Annotated in this window: 13 protein-coding genes; 2 read left to right on the top strand and 11 right to left on the bottom strand. The window is 49.5% G+C overall.

Annotation, left to right across the window (positions count from 1 at the left end; all coding sequences use genetic code 11):
* Nucleotides 1-130 precede the first annotated feature (130 nt).
* The 4 genes from gatB to asd form a co-directional block, all read right to left on the bottom strand.
* Nucleotides 131-1,567 carry an Asp-tRNA(Asn)/Glu-tRNA(Gln) amidotransferase subunit GatB gene (gatB, locus tag AB432_RS04025; protein ID WP_048031143.1) on the bottom strand — a complete coding sequence of 479 codons (1,437 nt, stop codon included), beginning with the start codon at nucleotides 1,565-1,567 and terminating at the stop codon, nucleotides 131-133.
* Nucleotides 1,568-1,571: 4 nt separating this feature from the next.
* Nucleotides 1,572-3,044 (bottom strand): Asp-tRNA(Asn)/Glu-tRNA(Gln) amidotransferase subunit GatA, encoded by a 1,473-nt coding sequence (gene gatA / locus AB432_RS04020; protein WP_048031142.1) that lies wholly within the window; start codon nucleotides 3,042-3,044, stop codon nucleotides 1,572-1,574.
* A gap of 36 nt (nucleotides 3,045-3,080) precedes the next feature.
* Nucleotides 3,081-3,371, bottom strand: a complete 291-nt coding sequence (gene gatC / locus AB432_RS04015; protein WP_007717539.1) for an Asp-tRNA(Asn)/Glu-tRNA(Gln) amidotransferase subunit GatC — start codon at nucleotides 3,369-3,371, stop codon at nucleotides 3,081-3,083.
* Nucleotides 3,372-4,091: 720 nt separating this feature from the next.
* The gene (gene asd / locus AB432_RS04010) at nucleotides 4,092-4,937 is read right to left on the bottom strand and encodes an archaetidylserine decarboxylase (RefSeq protein WP_048031141.1); all 846 of its coding nucleotides are present in this window, start codon (nucleotides 4,935-4,937) and stop codon (nucleotides 4,092-4,094) included.
* Nucleotides 4,938-5,093: 156 nt separating this feature from the next.
* Here asd and AB432_RS04005 point away from each other — a divergent pair, with 156 nt between their 5' ends.
* The gene (locus tag AB432_RS04005; protein ID WP_048031140.1) at nucleotides 5,094-6,014 is read left to right on the top strand and encodes a diguanylate cyclase domain-containing protein; all 921 of its coding nucleotides are present in this window, start codon (nucleotides 5,094-5,096) and stop codon (nucleotides 6,012-6,014) included.
* Here the strand turns inward: AB432_RS04005 and AB432_RS04000 are convergent, their stop codons facing one another.
* The 7 genes from AB432_RS04000 to AB432_RS03970 all read right to left on the bottom strand — a co-directional run bounded on the left by AB432_RS04000 (nucleotide 6,015) and on the right by AB432_RS03970 (nucleotide 16,270).
* The gene (locus AB432_RS04000) at nucleotides 6,015-6,818 is read right to left on the bottom strand and encodes an MraY family glycosyltransferase (RefSeq protein ID WP_048031139.1); all 804 of its coding nucleotides are present in this window, start codon (nucleotides 6,816-6,818) and stop codon (nucleotides 6,015-6,017) included. It lies immediately after the preceding gene.
* Between the two features lie 257 nt (nucleotides 6,819-7,075).
* A complete protein-coding gene (pruA, locus tag AB432_RS03995) occupies nucleotides 7,076-8,623 on the bottom strand; it encodes an L-glutamate gamma-semialdehyde dehydrogenase (RefSeq protein ID WP_048031138.1) in 1,548 nt (515 codons plus the stop codon).
* Between the two features lie 274 nt (nucleotides 8,624-8,897).
* A complete protein-coding gene (locus AB432_RS03990; protein ID WP_048031137.1) occupies nucleotides 8,898-9,965 on the bottom strand; it encodes a CamS family sex pheromone protein in 1,068 nt (355 codons plus the stop codon).
* Between the two features lie 41 nt (nucleotides 9,966-10,006).
* Nucleotides 10,007-10,933 (bottom strand): WD40/YVTN/BNR-like repeat-containing protein, encoded by a 927-nt coding sequence (locus AB432_RS03985; protein ID WP_048031136.1) that lies wholly within the window; start codon nucleotides 10,931-10,933, stop codon nucleotides 10,007-10,009.
* Nucleotides 10,934-10,953: 20 nt separating this feature from the next.
* On the bottom strand, nucleotides 10,954-12,969 hold the full coding sequence (gene ligA, locus AB432_RS03980; RefSeq protein ID WP_048031135.1) for an NAD-dependent DNA ligase LigA: 2,016 nt from the start codon (nucleotides 12,967-12,969) through the stop codon (nucleotides 10,954-10,956).
* 53 nt (nucleotides 12,970-13,022) lie between these two features.
* Entirely contained in the window at nucleotides 13,023-15,368 is a 2,346-nt protein-coding gene (gene pcrA, locus AB432_RS03975; protein WP_048031134.1) for a DNA helicase PcrA, read from the bottom strand.
* 101 nt (nucleotides 15,369-15,469) lie between these two features.
* Entirely contained in the window at nucleotides 15,470-16,270 is an 801-nt protein-coding gene (locus tag AB432_RS03970; RefSeq protein WP_048031133.1) for a VanW family protein, read from the bottom strand.
* A gap of 196 nt (nucleotides 16,271-16,466) precedes the next feature.
* Here AB432_RS03970 and AB432_RS03965 point away from each other — a divergent pair, with 196 nt between their 5' ends.
* The gene (locus tag AB432_RS03965) at nucleotides 16,467-17,516 is read left to right on the top strand and encodes a DUF418 domain-containing protein (protein ID WP_048031132.1); all 1,050 of its coding nucleotides are present in this window, start codon (nucleotides 16,467-16,469) and stop codon (nucleotides 17,514-17,516) included.
* Nucleotides 17,517-17,632: the final 116 nt, after the last annotated feature.

Raw genomic sequence — 17,632 nt, 5'->3', positions numbered from 1 at the left:
CATTTCTCCTAATCAATTATGATAATAGCTACGCATTCTATCTTACTTTTTTTCCACTATTTAGCATAGATCACAGCACAAAAAAACAGCACTTTCCCCCTACAGAGAAAGTGCTGTCGTATGTTTTGCCCTACAGGCTGTTCAATACTTCCTGAATCAACTTGTTGACCATTCCAGGGTTTGCCTTGCCTTTGGTTTGCTTCATGACCTGTCCAACGAAGAAAGCAGCTGCTTTTTCGTTTCCGGACTTGAAGTCTGCCACGGCTTGTGGGTTGGAATTGACCGCATCGACGACGATTTGACGCAGAGCGCCTTCATCGCTGATTTGGACGAGTCCTTTTTCTTCGACGATCTGCTTCGGCTCTTTGCCGGTCTCCACCATCTCTTTGAAGACAGTTTTGGCGATTTTGGAGGAAATGGTTCCGTCCCCGATCAGCTTGATCATCTCACCCAAGCCTTTTGGTGTCATTTTCACATCAGCAAACACCAGATTATTGGCATTGAGGTGTGCCAACAGGTCAACCATCAGCCAGTTCGCTACTAACTTTGGCTCTGCTCCTGTTTTCACAGTCTCATCAAAGAAATCAGCCGTCTCCTTGGAGATCGTAATGACTCCGGCATCATCCCGAGACAGGCCAAACTCGTTCACATAGCGCGCCTGACGAGCATCTGGCAGCTCTGGAATGGTTGCGCGAACCGCTTCAATCCACTCCTCGGAAATCTGCATGCGAACCAGATCCGGGTCTGGGAAGTAACGATAGTCGTGCGCTTCCTCTTTGGAACGCATGGTCAACGTCTTCTTGTTCGCTTCGTCCCAACGACGAGTTTCCTGAACGACCTTGCCACCGGAAGAAACTACCTCCGTCTGACGCTGTACCTCGTACTCCAAGCCCATTTGCACGTTGCGGAAGGAGTTCATGTTTTTCAGCTCAGCCTTGGTTCCGAACTCTTCTTGACCATACGGGCGGATGGAAACGTTAGCGTCGCAACGCAGGGAGCCTTGTTCCATGCGAACGTCAGATACTTCCGTGTACTGAATGATCGCTTTCAGCTTTTCCAGATACGCACGCGCTTCTTCCGGTGTGCGGATGTCTGGCTCAGAAACGATCTCGACGAGCGGTACCCCGACGCGGTTGAAGTCTACGAGAGACTCTCCGCCAAAATCGCTGTGCGTCAGCTTGCCCGCATCCTCTTCCAGATGCAGACGAGTGATCCCAATGCGCTTCGTCTCACCGTTTACTTCGATGTCGATCCAGCCATTGTAGCCGATCGGCTGGTCAAACTGCGAGATTTGGTACGCTTTTGGCGAGTCTGGATAAAAGTAGTTTTTGCGGTCGAACTTGGTCTCGCGGGAAATCTCGCAGTTGAGGGCGAGTGCTGCTTTCATCGCGAATTCTACCGCTTGCTTGTTCGTTACAGGCAATACACCTGGATGTCCCAAACAGATCGGGCATGTATGTGTATTCGGCGGTGCACCAAATTCAGTCGGGCAGCCGCAAAAGATTTTACTGTTGGTCGATAGCTCGGCGTGAACCTCCAAGCCGATGACAGTTTCGTACTTGCTCATGCTCTTACCCCCTCACCCATTCCGGTTTGCGGCCGTAGAAGCCTGCTGTTTGCTCATACGCATGGGCTACGCGCAATACGGTGGATTCGTCAAATGCACGACCTACGATCTGCAAGCCGATCGGCAGACCGTTTTTGGAGAATCCGCACGGCACGCTGATTGCTGGCAGACCAGCCAGGTTTACAGGAACGGTACAAATATCCTCCAGATACATTTTCACCGGATCATCTACGTTTTCGCCTACTTTGAAAGCCGTAGAAGGCGTAGTTGGGTGCAGGATGACATCGTAGTCAGCAAAAATGTTGTTGAAGTCCTGAATGATCAAGGTGCGTACCTGCTGCGCCTTTTTGTAGTAAGCATCGTAATAACCAGAAGAGAGCGCGTAGGTTCCGAGCATGATGCGGCGCTTCACTTCTGGGCCAAAGCCTTGGCTGCGAGATTCCTTGTACAGCTCGATCAGGTTTGCCGCATTGTCTGCACGCACACCATAACGTACGCCGTCAAAACGAGCCAGGTTGGACGAAGCTTCAGACGAAGACAAGAGGTAGTAAGCTGGCACTGCGTATTCTGTATGCGGCATGGAAACCTCGCTCCATGTAGCACCCATGCTCTCCAACTGCTTCAATGCTGCCAGAACAGCATCGCGAACCTCAGGGTCAATCCCTTCTCCGATCAACTCTTTCGGTACCCCGATACGCAGTCCTTTTACATCTCCAGTCAATGCGGACAAGTAATCCGGTACGTCCACATTGGCAGAGGTAGAGTCGTATTCATCATGTCCCGCAATTGCTTGCAGCACATAGGCGGAATCCTCTACGTTTTTCGTCACCGGCCCGATTTGATCCAGCGAGGACGCGAACGCAACCAGACCGAAACGGGATACACGTCCATACGTAGGCTTCAAGCCGACAACGCCACAAAAAGCAGCAGGCTGACGGATGGAGCCACCTGTATCAGAACCTAGTGTGAAATAAAAATGACGCGCAGCCATTGCCGCCGCTGAGCCACCGGAAGAGCCTCCCGGAACGTAGTCGGTGTTCCACGGGTTTTTCGCCGGGAAAAAGCCGGAATTTTCGTTGGAGCCGCCCATCGCAAACTCGTCCATGTTCAGCTTCGCAACGATGACCGCATCGGCATCCTTCACCTTTTTGGAAACAGTTCCGTCATGGACAGGATCGTAGTTCGCCAAAAATTTGCTCGCGCAAGTCGTGCGAACATCTTTTGTAACCAGGTTGTCCTTCAGTCCGGCAGGCAAGCCGTAGAGAAGACCCAGCTCCTCATTTCCCTTGACCAGACGCTCGTCCAATTGACGGGCATGAGCCAAGGCTCCCTCTTCATCTACATGCAGGACGGATTTGATTTCTCCGTCATGCTCCTTGATGCTAGCGATGGAAGCCTGCACCAGATCCGTTACCGAAATCTCTTTTGCGCGCAGGGCGCTATGTATCTCAGACAATCGCTTGTCAAACAGCGACACAGTGGGTTCCTCCCTTCTCGTTATCCAGTAAGTAGGTTATTCGAATACAGCCGGTACTTTAAACTGCCCGTCTTCGTGATCTGGTGCGTTTTTCAGCACGTCTTCACGCGGCAGGGACGGTCTGTTTACGTCTTCGCGCATGACGTTTTTCACGTCTGTCGCATGGCTGGTTGGCTCAATATTGGATGTATCGAGCTCATTCAGCTTGGCTGCAAAATCAAGAATCGCATTCAGGTCTTTTGTGTACCGCTCCGCTTCTTCCTCAGTGAGCTGCAAACGGGCCAAATTAGCTACGTGTTCTACTTCTTTGCGAGTAATGGCACTCATTCTTTCCACCTCCGAATCGTATCACATAACTTTGATCTTACTTGAAAAGTGCAGGTTCAGTCAATTTTCACAGGGATTTCGACGGGGAAAACAAATAATGTTTTCGGCAAAAAAATATTGATCGATTATTAACCAGTAAAAACACTCTGTCCGGCTGTTGTGGTGGGGAGGAAACATGAGAAAACGCTCAGCTTCTAGGTCCACCCACTGGGGGATTGACTGCCCGGCTCCATGAAAAAAAGCGAAACCCGCGTCCAAAGTCGTCCATTCAGGGGGTATCTCAGAGGTGGACGCTAAGAGCTTGTTTCTCTTTTTTTCATTGCGCCTCGGTCGGTGTCCCTAAGATCTTCGCTTATTTCTCCTGTTTCCTCTACGAGCTTTCCGTGTGATTCGATGTTTTAATGCTTTATAAAGATGAAAGAATGTGAGCAGTTACGCTAGAGAAGAATATTTCCAGATGTAGCGACTTGTGGAGTCCTACCCAGCGCAGAAGGGATTAGCGGGAAGTAGAAACGCAACGTGCCCGAGCTACGAAGCGGCTACCACTTTTGCGTTTCCCCGCTAAGCCCTTCGGAGCGGACAGTCTCAGCCCCCGGCAGGACGGAGCCTGGAACCTAGACTGGAAATATTCTTCTCCCCACCACAGCCACATCTATTAGAAAACTAAGAAAAAACAAGTCCAAGGCATATGCCCTGGACTGTAATCTCTTCTCTCGTTTGTTATTCTGGCTTCTTTTTCGCGAGCGCCTGCCCCATCAAGAGAGACTTGCCTTTTTCAATGCCTGTTGCCCATTCGAGCTCGTTGGACTCCAACAGCAAAATGACGGTTGATCCAAATTCGAACCAGCCCAGCTCCGCCCCTTTTTCATAACGAGGTGTCCCAGCAATCTTCTCGTGGGTTTGACGACCGTGTTTGATATTCGTGGTAGCTGTGTTGTAGCAAACCTTCACGCTGCCTACAAACAAGGCTCCTACTTTTACCAAAGCCATGTCGCCCAGGCTATCTGTTTTGATGTGAGTTACCAAACGTTCATTGCGGGCAAACAAACGGTCTACGTTTTCAATCCCGAGTTGGTTAACTGGATAGAGTCTGCCAGGCAAATAACAGTAACAGCTCAAATCGCCCGTTACTGGCATATGAATCCGGTGGTAGTCCCTTGGACTCAAATAAATAGTGATAAATTTACCACCATAGTAACGCTTGGCCTCTTCCTCCGAACCGCCCAACAGCTCAATCACATTGAACTCTTTTCCCTTTGCTTGGATCAAGGTACCTTCGCAAATATCTCCCAACTGCGAAACGGTTCCATCTACCGGGCTGACAATGGTATCTGGGCCAGGTGCAATCGGTCTCGCTGCGGGCTTCAGGCGCCGGGAAAAAAACTCCTTCAGCGTGCGGTATTCCGAAGCTGGCTTTTCTATGATGGACGTATCAATTTGATAGTGCTTTATGTATCGTTGAATGGCTAATCGACTAAAGGGAGTAGCGGTAATTTTGCCCATAGTCCGTGACATCGCGTTTTGTGGCAAGCGATGAATGAGACCTGGGAGCAGCTTTTTGCCCATAAGAAATGCTCCTTCGTAAAACAACAATACCCTTACTTTACCACTTCTGCTAACAGCCAGTAAACCCCGCACTATTACCAGAGGTTCATCATTTTCTTCGAGAGTCTTGCTATACTATAATCATTCTAAGAAGCCACTTATCAGGAGATATCGGTTATGGTGAAGAAACTCGATATTACTACACTTATCAGTCAACATGGTGATATCCTAACCAGTCTATTCGATCATATGTCGGACATGTTCTTTCTCATGGCTGTCGAACAAGATGCGGACGAGGAGTATCAGTTTCGCTATGTCTTGATGAATCCATCCGCTATGCACGTCGCCCAATTGTGCGAGGAAGCATACGGAAAGACGTTTGAGGACGTGTATCCTCATGAAAAAGCCAGCTTATTACAGCACATGTACACACAGGCAGTAAAAAGCGGGAGTCCGATCCACTTTACTGCGAATGGTGACATCATTGGCGAATCCATTCTTTCTCCTGTCTATGATAGCAATGGCGTATGCACGCATGTCTTTTCCATTACCCGCGATGTTACCGAGCGCACAAACCTGGAGTCACAATTGGCCTATATGGCGTATCATGATGTGCTCACGGGATTGCCGAACAGACGCCTACTCTCCGAAAAGCTTCAGCAAGCTCTACGTGCAGCCCAATCAAAAGAGGAGATGGTCGCTGCCCTCTATTTGGACTGTGACCGCTTTAAGGAAATTAACGATACGTGGGGTCATGACACCGGAGATTTGTTTTTGCAAATGTTGGCTACACGCCTCAAGTCATCCGTTCGAGATGGCGATATCGTCGCACGTTTGGGTGGAGACGAGTTTGTCATCGTCCTGACCGGCATACACTCCGAACGTCAGGTTGAAAAAATTGCGAATCGTATCCTGCTTGCGACTCAAGAGCCGTGGATGATCGAGGAGCGAGCCATCCCGTTTTCGACGAGCATAGGCATTGCCCTCTACCCGGCATCTGCAAGCGAAGCCGAACAACTGTTGAGCAATGCAGACAAAGCACTTTATCAAGCCAAAAACACAGGGCGCAATCGCTTCTTTTTCTTTGACCACATTTGATTATTGACTGTAAAACAAAAACACTGCCAAGACGGAGAACAGCAAACTCACCACATACAGAATGATGACCGTCTGCTTCGTAGACAACCCCCGGGACATGAGCCGATGATGAACATGTCGACGATCCGCTTGGTACATGGGGGAACCTGCCAAAAGCCGACTGATCATGACCTGTACAGTGTCTATTATGGGTAAGCCTACTGCCAGCACAGTCACAACTAATGAAATGAGCGTAGCCCCTTTCATCGTTCCTTCCAACGAAATCACACCGAGAGCGAATCCCAAAAACATCGATCCCGCATCACCCATAAAAATTTTCGCCGGATAGAAATTAAAGCGTAGAAAAGCGAGTGCAGCACCTGCCAGTGCAACTGCCAATAATGCCGTTAATTCTTGACCCTTGAGCATCGACAAAAAGAACAAGGTCACCGCTGAGATCACGGTAGCACCGGCAGCAAGTCCGTCCACCCCATCCAAAAAATTCACCATATTGATCAAGCCGACGATCCACAGCACGGTCATCATCAGAGAAACCAGGATTGGAAATGAGACATACATCCCTTCCTCTCCCCCCAGCCACATGAAATTGATTCCCCGAAAGCGAATATCCATGAGGAATGTCATCGTCGCTACCAATAACTGCACCATCAGCTTCGGCAGTGCCGGAAACTCTTTTTTCTTCGATTTGTAGGTATCGTCTACCCATCCAATGACCACCAGTATAGCCCCTCCAACTGCCAAAACTGCAACGGTTTTTTGCGCCCCTGCAAAAAAAGTTGACACCAACAAGAGACCGACGAACATCGCCAAACCACCAGATAATGGGATTGGTCGGCTATGTCCCTTTCTCCCCTTGGGCATATCCAGCAGCTTTGTTTTCCAAGCCAGCCAATTTGCTACTGGCATTAACAAATACACAACAAAAAACGAGGAGAGTCCTGACACGATATAAGTAAACAGCTACCCTCACCTGCTTTGCCCTTCATTTTGTCCTTAGTGTGGACAAAATGGGAACAAAAAAGCCGCCTCTGTAAAAGAGGCAGCCTTTTTTATTGCGTAGCTTACAGTTTTTCGGAAACCATTTTTGCTTGTGTGAAGAGCAGGAGATAGTCTGGTCCACCCGCTTTGGAGTCAGTACCGGACATGTTGAAGCCTCCGAATGGATGTACGCCCACCAAAGCGCCTGTGCACTTGCGGTTGAAGTACAGGTTACCTACGTGGAACTCTTCGCGAGCGCGCTCCAGGTTCTCACGGTTGCGGCTGATGACAGCGCCAGTCAAGCCGTACTCGGTGTTGTTCGCGATTTCCATTGCATGATCGAAATCGTTGGCTTTCGCGAACGCTACCACTGGGCCAAAGATTTCTTCTTGCATGATGCGAGCTTGTGGATCTACATCTGCAAATACAGTTGGCATGATGAAGTAGCCGGATTCTGGACCTTTTTCGCCACCCGCAACTAGTTTGCCTTCTGTTTTACCAATCTCGATGTACTCGAGGATTTTGTTGTATGCTTTCTCGTCAACCACAGGACCTGTGTAGAAATCGTTAGTTCTGATGTCGCCCACAGTCAGTTGTTTGGTCAGCTCTACTACGCGGCCCAGTACTTGGTCGTACACGTCTTGGTGAACGATAGCACGGGAGCAAGCGGAACATTTTTGACCAGAGAAACCGAATGCAGAAGCCACGATGGACTGTGCAGCCAACTCGATATCGCAGTCGTTGTCAACAACGATGGAGTCTTTACCGCCCATTTCAGCAACCAGACGCTTCATCCATTTTTGACCTGGACGATGTTTCGCAGCCAGTTCGTTGATACGCAGACCTACGTCACGGGAACCTGTGAAGCTGATGAAACGAGTCAGGTTGTGCTCTACGAGGTAATCTCCGATTTGGCTACCGGAACCTGGTACGAAGTTTACAACACCAGCTGGTACGCCAGCGTCTTCGAGAATCTCCATGAATTTCGCAGCGATTACTGGAGTGGTAGAAGCAGGCTTCAATACGACAGTGTTACCCGCTACGAGAGCTGCTGTCGTCATACCAACCATGATCGCCAGAGGGAAGTTCCAAGGCGGGATAACGATACCTACACCGAGTGGAACGTAGTACAATTCGTTGTCCTCATCCGGGATACGTGGCAAGTCATGGCGCTGGGACAGCTTATCCATTTGACGGCCATAGTATTCCATGAAGTCGATTGCTTCTGCTGTGTCAGCGTCAGCCTCTGCCCAGCTTTTTCCTGCTTCTTTTACGAGCCAAGCAGAGAACTCATGCTTACGGCGACGCAGGATTGCTGCTGCTTTATACAGATAGCGGGAACGTGCTTGTGCAGGCACCTTTTTCCATGTTTCGAAAGTGCTAGCAGCTGTTTGGATCGCTTTCTCAGCCAGTGCTTGGTCAGCCTGGGAAACAACGCCCACTACTTGTTCTTTATTAGAAGGGTTGAAGGAGTTGGATTTCTTTTCCGTTGTGATGCGTTCTCCGCCGATGATAAGCGGATACTCGCGGCCAAGCTCACTTTCTACCTTAGCGAGCGCTTCTTCAAATGCCTTTTTATTTTCTGGCAGACTAAAATTGGTAAACGCCTCGTTTTTGAATTCCACTTGCATCTGTGACGCCTCCTTATCGATATCTTCCATGTTCGGATCACTCATAAAACATATGCAAGGATCATACCAACAAAACCATTAAAGGCTCGACTCTATTAGTGTTTGCATTTTTGCAGAAAAATCACCGACAAGTTTCAACAAGTATTCCGAACACTTTTGTACACACATCGTTCAACATTTCACACATTTGTTCAATCCACTATCTTTTGTGTACAAAAAAACACCCGACCTCCTCACCTTCTCAGGTGATCATTCGGGTGTTTGATGCTTTTCCTTATTGTCTGTAAATATGCATATACGGCTCACCACTTGTCGGTCGAATGTAGAGCGACAATGGTTTGTTCATCGACTGTACGTACAGGTTCACGTGAACGCTTTTGTCGAAGAGCTGATTAATGCTTCCTGCTGCAAATTGCGTAAACTGCAATACCTCTGTTCTGGAATCATACTCTGCCGTGGCGGTAATCGTGATTTCCGTGAGCTTACCGTCCATGAAACGTCCCAGACCCGTCATCCCGATATATTCAGGGAAATAGCCCTTGGATTGGCGCATCAGCTTGTCGTACTGCAACGACTGCTCTGGGTATTTCTGCTCAACCTCTGGACTTGGGAACAGGAAATATTCCTCTTCGATCGGCAGCCACTTTGAGATCGCTGCTTCATTCGCCCCTACTGTTCCTGACATGATGAAGTGCCCCGGCACCAGAGTAGAATTCGCCTCCGGTACTTGATACATCAAAACCAGGATCGGAACTTCCGGACTGGTACCGCGCACAGACTGCACGATACGAGCTGCGACCTGCTGGCCTTTTGCTTGCAGTTCTTGCGTCGTGTACACCTTGTCCTGGCCGGTTGCATCCTGATAGTTCGGCGAAAGCGACAAGCCCAACACCATGCCAGCCAGGCTCTTATCCTTCTTGCTCAGGTAATCATGCTCCAATACGTGCACGAGAATTCCGTTTTTCTTTTTCCCGTTTGCCCCAGCCGTCTTTTCCTGTGCGATCCACTGGGTGACTTGCTCTTTTTTAATCACTTGACCTTCTTGGAAATAATAATCGGACGTCGGGAATGTCTCCCGAGCGAACTCCATTAGGCCTAATTCAAGGTGGCTGAAATCGATGCGATATTTCGTATCAGCAAGCATTCCTCGTGTCTGGTTTGGCTGGTACGGGGTAATGCTGCCGTAGTAATCCTCGGATACTTCCACTACCTCCGACAAGGACGGTGTAGTAGGCTCAGGAGCTTTGTCCTTGCCCCCAGGTATCAACGAGCAGCCAGTCAATGCCATCACAAGAAGTACAGCTGTCAAGAACCTGCATCCTGTCAAAAACTTCACTTTCATAGATTACTCCTTTTCGTATCCAAAAGTGGGCGATGTACAAATCATTCGTTCCACTTGATCCATCGATTGTCTTCGAGTTTGTAGATCAATGCCGATTCGCCAATTCCCACCCATTTTGTATCCTCGCCACCTGAAGCAAGGACAATCAGCTTTTCCGGTGAACGAGCATCAAGCAAACGCCATTCGCCCTTGATTTTCTCATAGATACCTTTTTCGGTTGCGACAGCGAGAGTGCCAGTTCGTCTGTTAATGGCGAGCGAATAGATCTGCTCTGCTCCGGGAATCTCCTCTGTCTTCCACTGCCCCTCTTCATTATAGAGCAAGCTGAATTGGGCCGCTACATAGAGTCGGTCTTGTTCGGGATCAAAGTCCATGGCAAATACTTCCTGATCCATCGGCTGCCATAGGCTCCAAGATTGGGCCTCGTCCGTCGATTGATAAATGCCTTCACCCGAGACAAAAGCAAACAGACGTACTTCGTCTCCTTGGCGACTCCCCACAAAGCTGCTGATATTCGCAGGCTCTGGCAACCCGTTGTTGACAGTAGCCCACTTTTTACCGCCATCTGTCGAATGAAGAACCCCATCAATCCCACCGACAAATATTTGCTTCGGATCATCCGGGTCCACAAACCAACCTTCGATCGTATACTGCTGTAAATCTGTCGAGAGAGATCCCCACGATCCACCCCCAACCGAGCTATACAGCCCTGAATTGGTACCAACCCATATTTGCTTATCATCATCGGTCATCATCAGATTGTGAATGGTTGCTCCCTGCTCCAATACGTCCTGATAGGTCAAGTTCCCTTGTAGAGCAGCAGCTGTAACTGTTTGAGGATTCGTATTGGATTGTTCACTGCCAGTACTGCTGTTATTTCCACAGCCAACCAATTGCAGCATGGCTATTACACCGATTCCCCATTTCAGGAAGCTATTCATGCTCTTCACGTCCCTTCCCTTACTCATCCGTTGTCGCCACCGTTTTCTTAGGCGTTGCTCTCCAATACTTGCAGGAAGCCTGCTTCGTCCATAACAGCCACGCCTAGTTTTTCTGCCTTCTCCAGCTTGGAGCCGGCCTTTTCGCCTGCAATTACCAGGTCTGTCTTCTTGCTGACGCTACCCGTTACCTTGCCACCCAAGCGCGCAATCGCTTCCTCTGCTTCTTGTCGCGACATTTGCGTCAAGGTGCCGGTCAAAACGATTGTTTTTCCTGAGAATGGGAGGTCTTCGCCACTTTCAATGCGGATTCCTTTGTACTCCATGTTCACTCCGGCCGCTCGCAGTCTCTCAATAACTGCCTGAGCCTGCGGCTGTGCGAAGTAGTTCACGAGACTCGCAGCCATTTTCGGCCCGATCTCATCGATTTGCGTAATCTCTTCTTCGGATGCCTGCATAATGGCATCGATAGTGCCAAAATGCTCCGCGAGAACACGTGCCGCTTTGGCTCCGACCAAGCGAATACCAAGACCGAACAATACGCGCTCCAGCGAGTTCTCCTTGCTCGCTTCGATAGCCGCAAGCAAATTATCTACGGACTTTTCACCCATGCGCTCCATGCCCAGTAGAACATCGCGCTGCTGGTGCAAATAATACAGGTCAGCGACACTGTGGATAATACCGTCACGATACAGCTGGGCTACGACCTTTTCTCCCAAGCCGTCAATGTTCATGGCCGTGCGGGACACGAAATGAATCATGCCTTCACGGATTAGTGCCGGACACATTGGATTGATGCAGCGCAGTGCCACTTCTTCCTCCAAGCGTACCAGCTCACTCCCACATTCGGGGCAATGCGTTGGCATGGCAAACGGTACTTCATCTCCAGTACGACGCTCAGGCAAGACCGCGATAATCTCCGGGATAATGTCTCCGGCTTTTTTGACGACAACATGATCACCGATAAGAAGACCTTTTTCCCGAATAATATCTTCGTTGTGCAAGGAAGCTCGCTTCACGGTCGTACCTGCCAAACTGACTGGCTTCAATAAAGCAGTCGGGGTGACATTTCCTGTGCGCCCTACAGATACTTCAATGCCTTCGAGAATCGTAACTGCTTCTTCGGCAGGGAACTTGTATGCGATAGCCCAACGCGGACTTTTCGCAGTAAATCCGAGCTCCTCCTGCTGAGCGTAACTGTCGACCTTGATCACCATGCCGTCGATTTCATAAGGCAAATGAGGACGCTTCTCTGTCCAGCCCGCAATAAAAGCGAGCAATTCATCGACGTCGTTAAATACACGTCGCTCCTGATTCACCATGAAGCCGAGCGTCTCCAGCAAATCAAGCCCTTCACTGTGAGATTCTACTGTCTCCCCTTGCAAATCACCAATGCCATAAATAAACGTATCCAGTTGACGGGATGCGGCAATTTTCGGATCAAGCTGTCGGAGCGAGCCTGCTGCGGAATTGCGCGGATTGGCAAATAACGCTTCTCCTCGCTCCTCGCGCTCTTTGTTCAGCTTTTCAAATGCTCCCTTGGACATGTAAGCCTCACCGCGAACCTCAAGGGTTAACGGCTTCGTCAGCCGCAAAGGAATGGAACGAATCGTTTTCAGGTTTTGTGTGATGTCTTCGCCTGTTGTTCCATCTCCACGGGTAGCCCCGCGAACGAACAGCCCATTTTCATAATGAAGGGACACGGCCAGACCATCAATTTTCAGTTCAGCTACATAACGGACAGCCTGACTGCCAACGGCCTGACGCACCCGGCGGTCAAAATCCCTGATGTCCTCCTCATTAAAGGCGTTGCCGAGACTGAGCATCGGTGTCTTATGAACGACCTTTTCAAAGAAGGGCAACGGTTCTCCCCCTACACGCAAGGAAGGAGAATCAGGAGACTGCAAATCAGGGAAGCTCGTTTCTAGCTCCTTTAGCTCCCGCATCAATTGATCGTATTCCTGGTCAGAAATCTCAGGTCGATCCTCTTCATGGTAAAGACGATTATGCCGCTCAATTCGTTTCGCTAATTCTTTAATTTTTGTTTCCGCCGTCAATCGATCCATTTCGTTCATCCTTTACATTTGCGATTGGCTGTATTTGCATTTGCATTTGCACACTATCCTTTTTGAATAGGGGCGAATTTCGCTAAAAGCTTTTTAATGCCAGTCGGGCTTGGGAAAGCAATGTCGAGCTCCATGTCGTCACCCGTTCCTTTTACTTTGACGACCGTACCGTTGCCCCATTTTCCATGCGCCACTCTGTCGCCAACCTTCCAATCAACGCCGGCTCCCTGACCGTGTCCAGGCAGTTTTTCACCCGCCGGACGAGTAAATGTAGCAGGTGTGCTGCTTGCGGTTCGCTGACCCATGCCAAATTTCGGAGCAGAGCCTGCTTGTGAGGAGGACGCTCCAAACGGTCTCGCTCCTGTGTCACGTCCGAATGCACTGCCATCCCGTTGTCCAAATGCACTGCTGCGTCCACCGCCAAAGCTTCGGTCCGCTGCCGCTGGATTTCCTTCCAACAGCTCAGCCGGAATTTCTTGCAGGAAGCGAGACGGCGCATTCACATTGGTTCGTCCAAACAACGTCCGCATACGGGCACATGTCATGTACAGACGCTCCTCCGCCCGTGTAATTCCCACGTAAGCCAGTCGGCGCTCTTCCTCCATCTCGGCATCGTCAAACAAAGAGCGGCTATGCGGGAAGACACCTTCCTCACAACCAACCAGGAACACGACAGGGAACTCCAGTCCTTTGGCGCTGTGCAAGGTCATTAATACAACCTGCCCCTCTGCCGATACTTCCTCCTGGGCACCATCGTCTCCCAAGGAATCGATGTCTGCCACCAGCGCGAGGTCAGTCAGGAAGGCCAGCAAGCTCTTGTCTTCATTTTTGCGCTCGAACTCCTGGGTTACAGACAGGAACTCCTCGATATTCTCCAGACGAGCCTGTGCTTCCAGCGTTTTTTCTTCTTTTAAAGAATCGCGGTACCCAGAGCGCTTCAGCACTTCTTCCACCAGCTCTGTCACACTCAAGTAATCAGTCATTTGCATCAAGTTCGAGATGAGATCATTAAAGGACAGAATCGCATTCGTCGTACGTGAAGGCAGCCCCATATAAGCCGTCTCCTGAATCGCTTGGAAAAGGGACTGACCATTTGCGTTCGCATACGCTTGCAGCTTGTCTACTGTCGTATCCCCGATATTACGCTTCGGTACGTTGATGATGCGCTGCAAGCTGATATCGTCATCCGGATTGGAGATGAGACGCAAATAAGCCAAGATGTCCTTGATCTCTTTGCGATCGTAGAACTTGGTTCCGCCGACGATGGTGTACGGCATATTCGATTTGATGAAAACTTCCTCGACCACACGAGACTGTGCATTCGTCCGATACAGGATTGCGAATTTGTCATAGCGCTTGTACTGTGCCATCTGCTTGCGGATCGTATCGACGATAAAATAAGCCTCATCGTGCTCGGAATCACCCTGGAAGCACATGATCTTGTCGCCGCCCGGATTCTCCGTCCAGAGCTTCTTTTCCTTGCGCAGCTTGTTGTTGGCAATGACCTGGTTCGCCGCCTGCAAAATCGTCTTGGTGGAGCGATAGTTTTGCTCGAGCTTAATGAGCTTGGCTTCAGGATAGTCTTTTTCAAAGTTTAAAATGATCGAGATGTCGGCACCGCGCCATTTATAAATACTTTGGTCAGCATCCCCCACGCAGCATACATTTCGATACTTGTCTGCCAGCATGGAAATCAAAAGGTATTGCGCCCGGTTCGTATCCTGATACTCGTCAACGTGAATGTATCGGAATTTCTTTTGATAAAACTCCAATACTTCCGGCACTTCTTTAAACAGACGAACCGTCGTCATGATCAGATCGTCGAAGTCCAGCGACTGGTTGTTTCTCAGCTTTTTCTGATAAGCCGTGTAAACCTTGGCTGCCACTTGTGCAAATGGATCGCCCGCCAGACGCGTATACGTTTCTGGATCGGTCAGCTCATTTTTCGCTCCGCTGATCGCTGCCAAAATCGAACGCGGCTCATACTGCTTCGGATCGATGTTCAATTCTTTTAAACATTGCTTGACGACAGACAACTGGTCACCGGCATCCAAAATGGAAAAGCTGCGATTGATGCCGAGTCGGTCGATATCCCTGCGCAAAATCCGCACACACAAGGAGTGAAACGTCGACAGCCATGCATCCTGCGCTGCCGCTCCGCCAATTATGGCAGCCACACGGTTTTGCATCTCCCGCGCTGCCTTGTTGGTGAAGGTGATCGCCAAAATGCTCCAAGGCGCTACCTGTTTGGCACTGATCAGGTATGCGATGCGCTGAGTCAGTACTTTGGTCTTGCCGCTACCCGCACCGGCCAAAATCAAGACGGGGCCTTCTGTTGTAAGGACTGCTTCCCGCTGCTCCGGGTTCAGCCCTGCTGTGATACGATCTGCAAAAGACATATGTATAAATCCACCTTTCCACGTTCCCTAGACGAAAGCATATGTTCCTATTTTCGCACAGATCGCAGTGGAGTTCCAGTTCGTATCCCGAACAGGAAACATCATCCTTTCGGTAAAAATGGCTCGTACATCAAATAAGCCCGATTCTGCGTCAGCCATTCTTGCTCCACCCATTCTCCTTCCAGCGTATAAACATCACGATACAATTCATTCTTCCGTTCATACCCTCCCCAAATCGATGGATGTATCTCATGTTCTTTCTCGATAATGACATACGTCCGTGTCGATGGCATGTCTGACCGCCATTCCCCTACCAAATGCGTATCGGTCAGGTAGACATGCAGTTGAAAGGGTTGGGTCGTCCGGTTGGCGATTTGCAAATCCAGATAGTTATAGAAACAAGTCGCTCCACTTCCGAACGGCTGTGTCCGATTCGAATCGGGAAAAACATCGTAGCTATGACGATGTCGTTCCGTGATTGTCAATGGTGTATGCAGGGTCATCCAGTACAGCAGATTGGAGAGCTGACAAAGCCCTCCGCCAACTCCGGCCGTGATGCGTCCCTGTGAGAGCAGCATACCCTCTACATAGCCTTTGCTACGGGTCGGCTTGCCAATCTGCTTCCAGTACGAAAAGGTTTCTCCGGGATGAATGAGCAATCCGTTCAGTCGTGCAATGGCCAGACGCAAATTGATCACTTTGTTGTGCTGCATCCACATTTCCACGTTCTGCAAAGGGCGTAACAAAATCGTTTGATGAGAATAATGGACATAACGCAACAAATCGCTTCTTTTCTCCTGAGCGAACCTCGTTTGACCAAATGTCCATTGTACATACCTTTTCCAACGAAAATAGGCCATGCCTGCTGCCAGACGCCACTTTCCCCGTACGATCGGTTTCATTGTGCACCCCGACTTCCTGATTATTACAATAGACGCATGAATTTGGGATGAAGTTGCGGTCGAATACGGGAGATCCCCTCACTTCTTACACTTTTGTAAGTAAGACGTAAGCAAATGCCCTTTCTCCACCATCCCCTGATGAGCTAGGATAGGAAAAGTGCGCGAATCGGACGACGAACACCGAGAGAAGGAAGTGATGGGATTGAAAGAAAACGCACCGACCATGAATCAACGAATTGATACATTAGATACCGTACGAGGCTTTGCTTTAATGGGCATTCTCCTCGTCAACATCGTGGCATTGCTGTATGCACAGACACCTGAGATAGGAAGTGTGGACCACTGGCTGTTCCAGTTTTTCAATTTCTTTGTGGAATCTCGCTTCTTCGTGATCTTTTCCTTCTTGTTTGGCGTGGGCTTCTATATATTCATCAATCGAGCAAAAGCAAAAGGCGCCAACAGCACCGTTTTGTTCATTCGGCGTCTGATTGCGCTACTCGCTCTTGGCTATGTGCATAAAATGTTTCACCCTGGCGAAGCACTTTTCATCTACGCCATCTTCGGCTTCATCTTGCTGCCTTTTTATCGATTGAAGGCGCGAACCAATCTGATCATCGGGCTTATTCTATCAATGGCTGTCTGTGCTACCGGCTTCAAGGCGCTTTTGGTGCTTCCGTTGTTTATTTTGGGACTGGCTGTCGGGCAGTACGGGGTCTTTCAGGACATTCCGAGATTTTTGCCAGTGATTAAAAAAGTGCAGGGCGTGACCTTCGTCCTTTCGTTAATCGGCTTGTTTATCCAATACCGACTGACTCCAGCAGATCCGGCAATGGGTGGGGCGAATCTGGTTGTAGACGATACCGTGTCAGAAGAAACCCTTCAGCAGTTGATGAATTACACGATTGCCTTGACCTCCACAGGTCTTGTCATGGCTGCTTTTTACACGACGACCTTGATTCGGCTGCTGCAAAATAAAACCGTCCAGACCGTCCTCTCTCCGCTGACCAGCTACGGTCGCATGGCTTTGACAAACTACGTCGGACAAACCGTATTGATCCTTGTAGGAAGCTATTTGTTCGATTGGTTTGGCAATCTCGGCTACCTGCAAACGACACTGATCTGCCTCGGTATCTACGTATTGCAAATGGTAGTTAGTGTACTTTGGCTGTCTGTCTTCCGCATGGGGCCACTTGAGTGGGTATGGCGATTATTTACGTATATGAAAGTCACACCGCTGCGAAAATAAACAATCAAAGACCCCAGAAAAGCTGCCTGACAGCCAATCCGGGGTCTCTTTTTATAATATCGGAAAGTGTAAACATCTTCGAGTTTCCTCCCGATATTACGGAAAACATTCCGACA

Origin of the sequence: Brevibacillus brevis (assembly GCF_001039275.2) — a bacterium.
GTDB classification, from domain to species: Bacteria; Bacillota; Bacilli; order Brevibacillales; family Brevibacillaceae; genus Brevibacillus; species Brevibacillus brevis_C.
The sequence above is the reverse complement of the archived record's forward strand: the minus strand, read 5'-3'. Positions and strand labels throughout refer to the sequence as shown.

What these genes read in the sequence shown, in the direction of transcription:
- AB432_RS03990 (WP_048031137.1), bottom strand. Translation starts at nt 9,965, where the DNA reads ATGAAAGTGAAGTTTTTGACAGGATGCAGGTTCTTGACAGCTGTACTT.
- AB432_RS03985 (WP_048031136.1), bottom strand. Translation starts at nt 10,933, where the DNA reads ATGAGTAAGGGAAGGGACGTGAAGAGCATGAATAGCTTCCTGAAATGG.
- ligA (WP_048031135.1), bottom strand. Translation starts at nt 12,969, where the DNA reads ATGGATCGATTGACGGCGGAAACAAAAATTAAAGAATTAGCGAAACGA.
- AB432_RS04000 (WP_048031139.1), bottom strand. Translation starts at nt 6,818, where the DNA reads ATGTTCGTCGGTCTCTTGTTGGTGTCAACTTTTTTTGCAGGGGCGCAA.
- pcrA (WP_048031134.1), bottom strand. Translation starts at nt 15,368, where the DNA reads ATGTCTTTTGCAGATCGTATCACAGCAGGGCTGAACCCGGAGCAGCGG.
- pruA (WP_048031138.1), bottom strand. Translation starts at nt 8,623, where the DNA reads ATGCAAGTGGAATTCAAAAACGAGGCGTTTACCAATTTTAGTCTGCCA.
- gatB (WP_048031143.1), bottom strand. Translation starts at nt 1,567, where the DNA reads ATGAGCAAGTACGAAACTGTCATCGGCTTGGAGGTTCACGCCGAGCTA.
- asd (WP_048031141.1), bottom strand. Translation starts at nt 4,937, where the DNA reads ATGGGCAAAAAGCTGCTCCCAGGTCTCATTCATCGCTTGCCACAAAAC.
- AB432_RS04005 (WP_048031140.1), top strand. Translation starts at nt 5,094, where the DNA reads ATGGTGAAGAAACTCGATATTACTACACTTATCAGTCAACATGGTGAT.
- AB432_RS03965 (WP_048031132.1), top strand. Translation starts at nt 16,467, where the DNA reads ATGGGATTGAAAGAAAACGCACCGACCATGAATCAACGAATTGATACA.
- AB432_RS03970 (WP_048031133.1), bottom strand. Translation starts at nt 16,270, where the DNA reads ATGAAACCGATCGTACGGGGAAAGTGGCGTCTGGCAGCAGGCATGGCC.
- gatC (WP_007717539.1), bottom strand. Translation starts at nt 3,371, where the DNA reads ATGAGTGCCATTACTCGCAAAGAAGTAGAACACGTAGCTAATTTGGCC.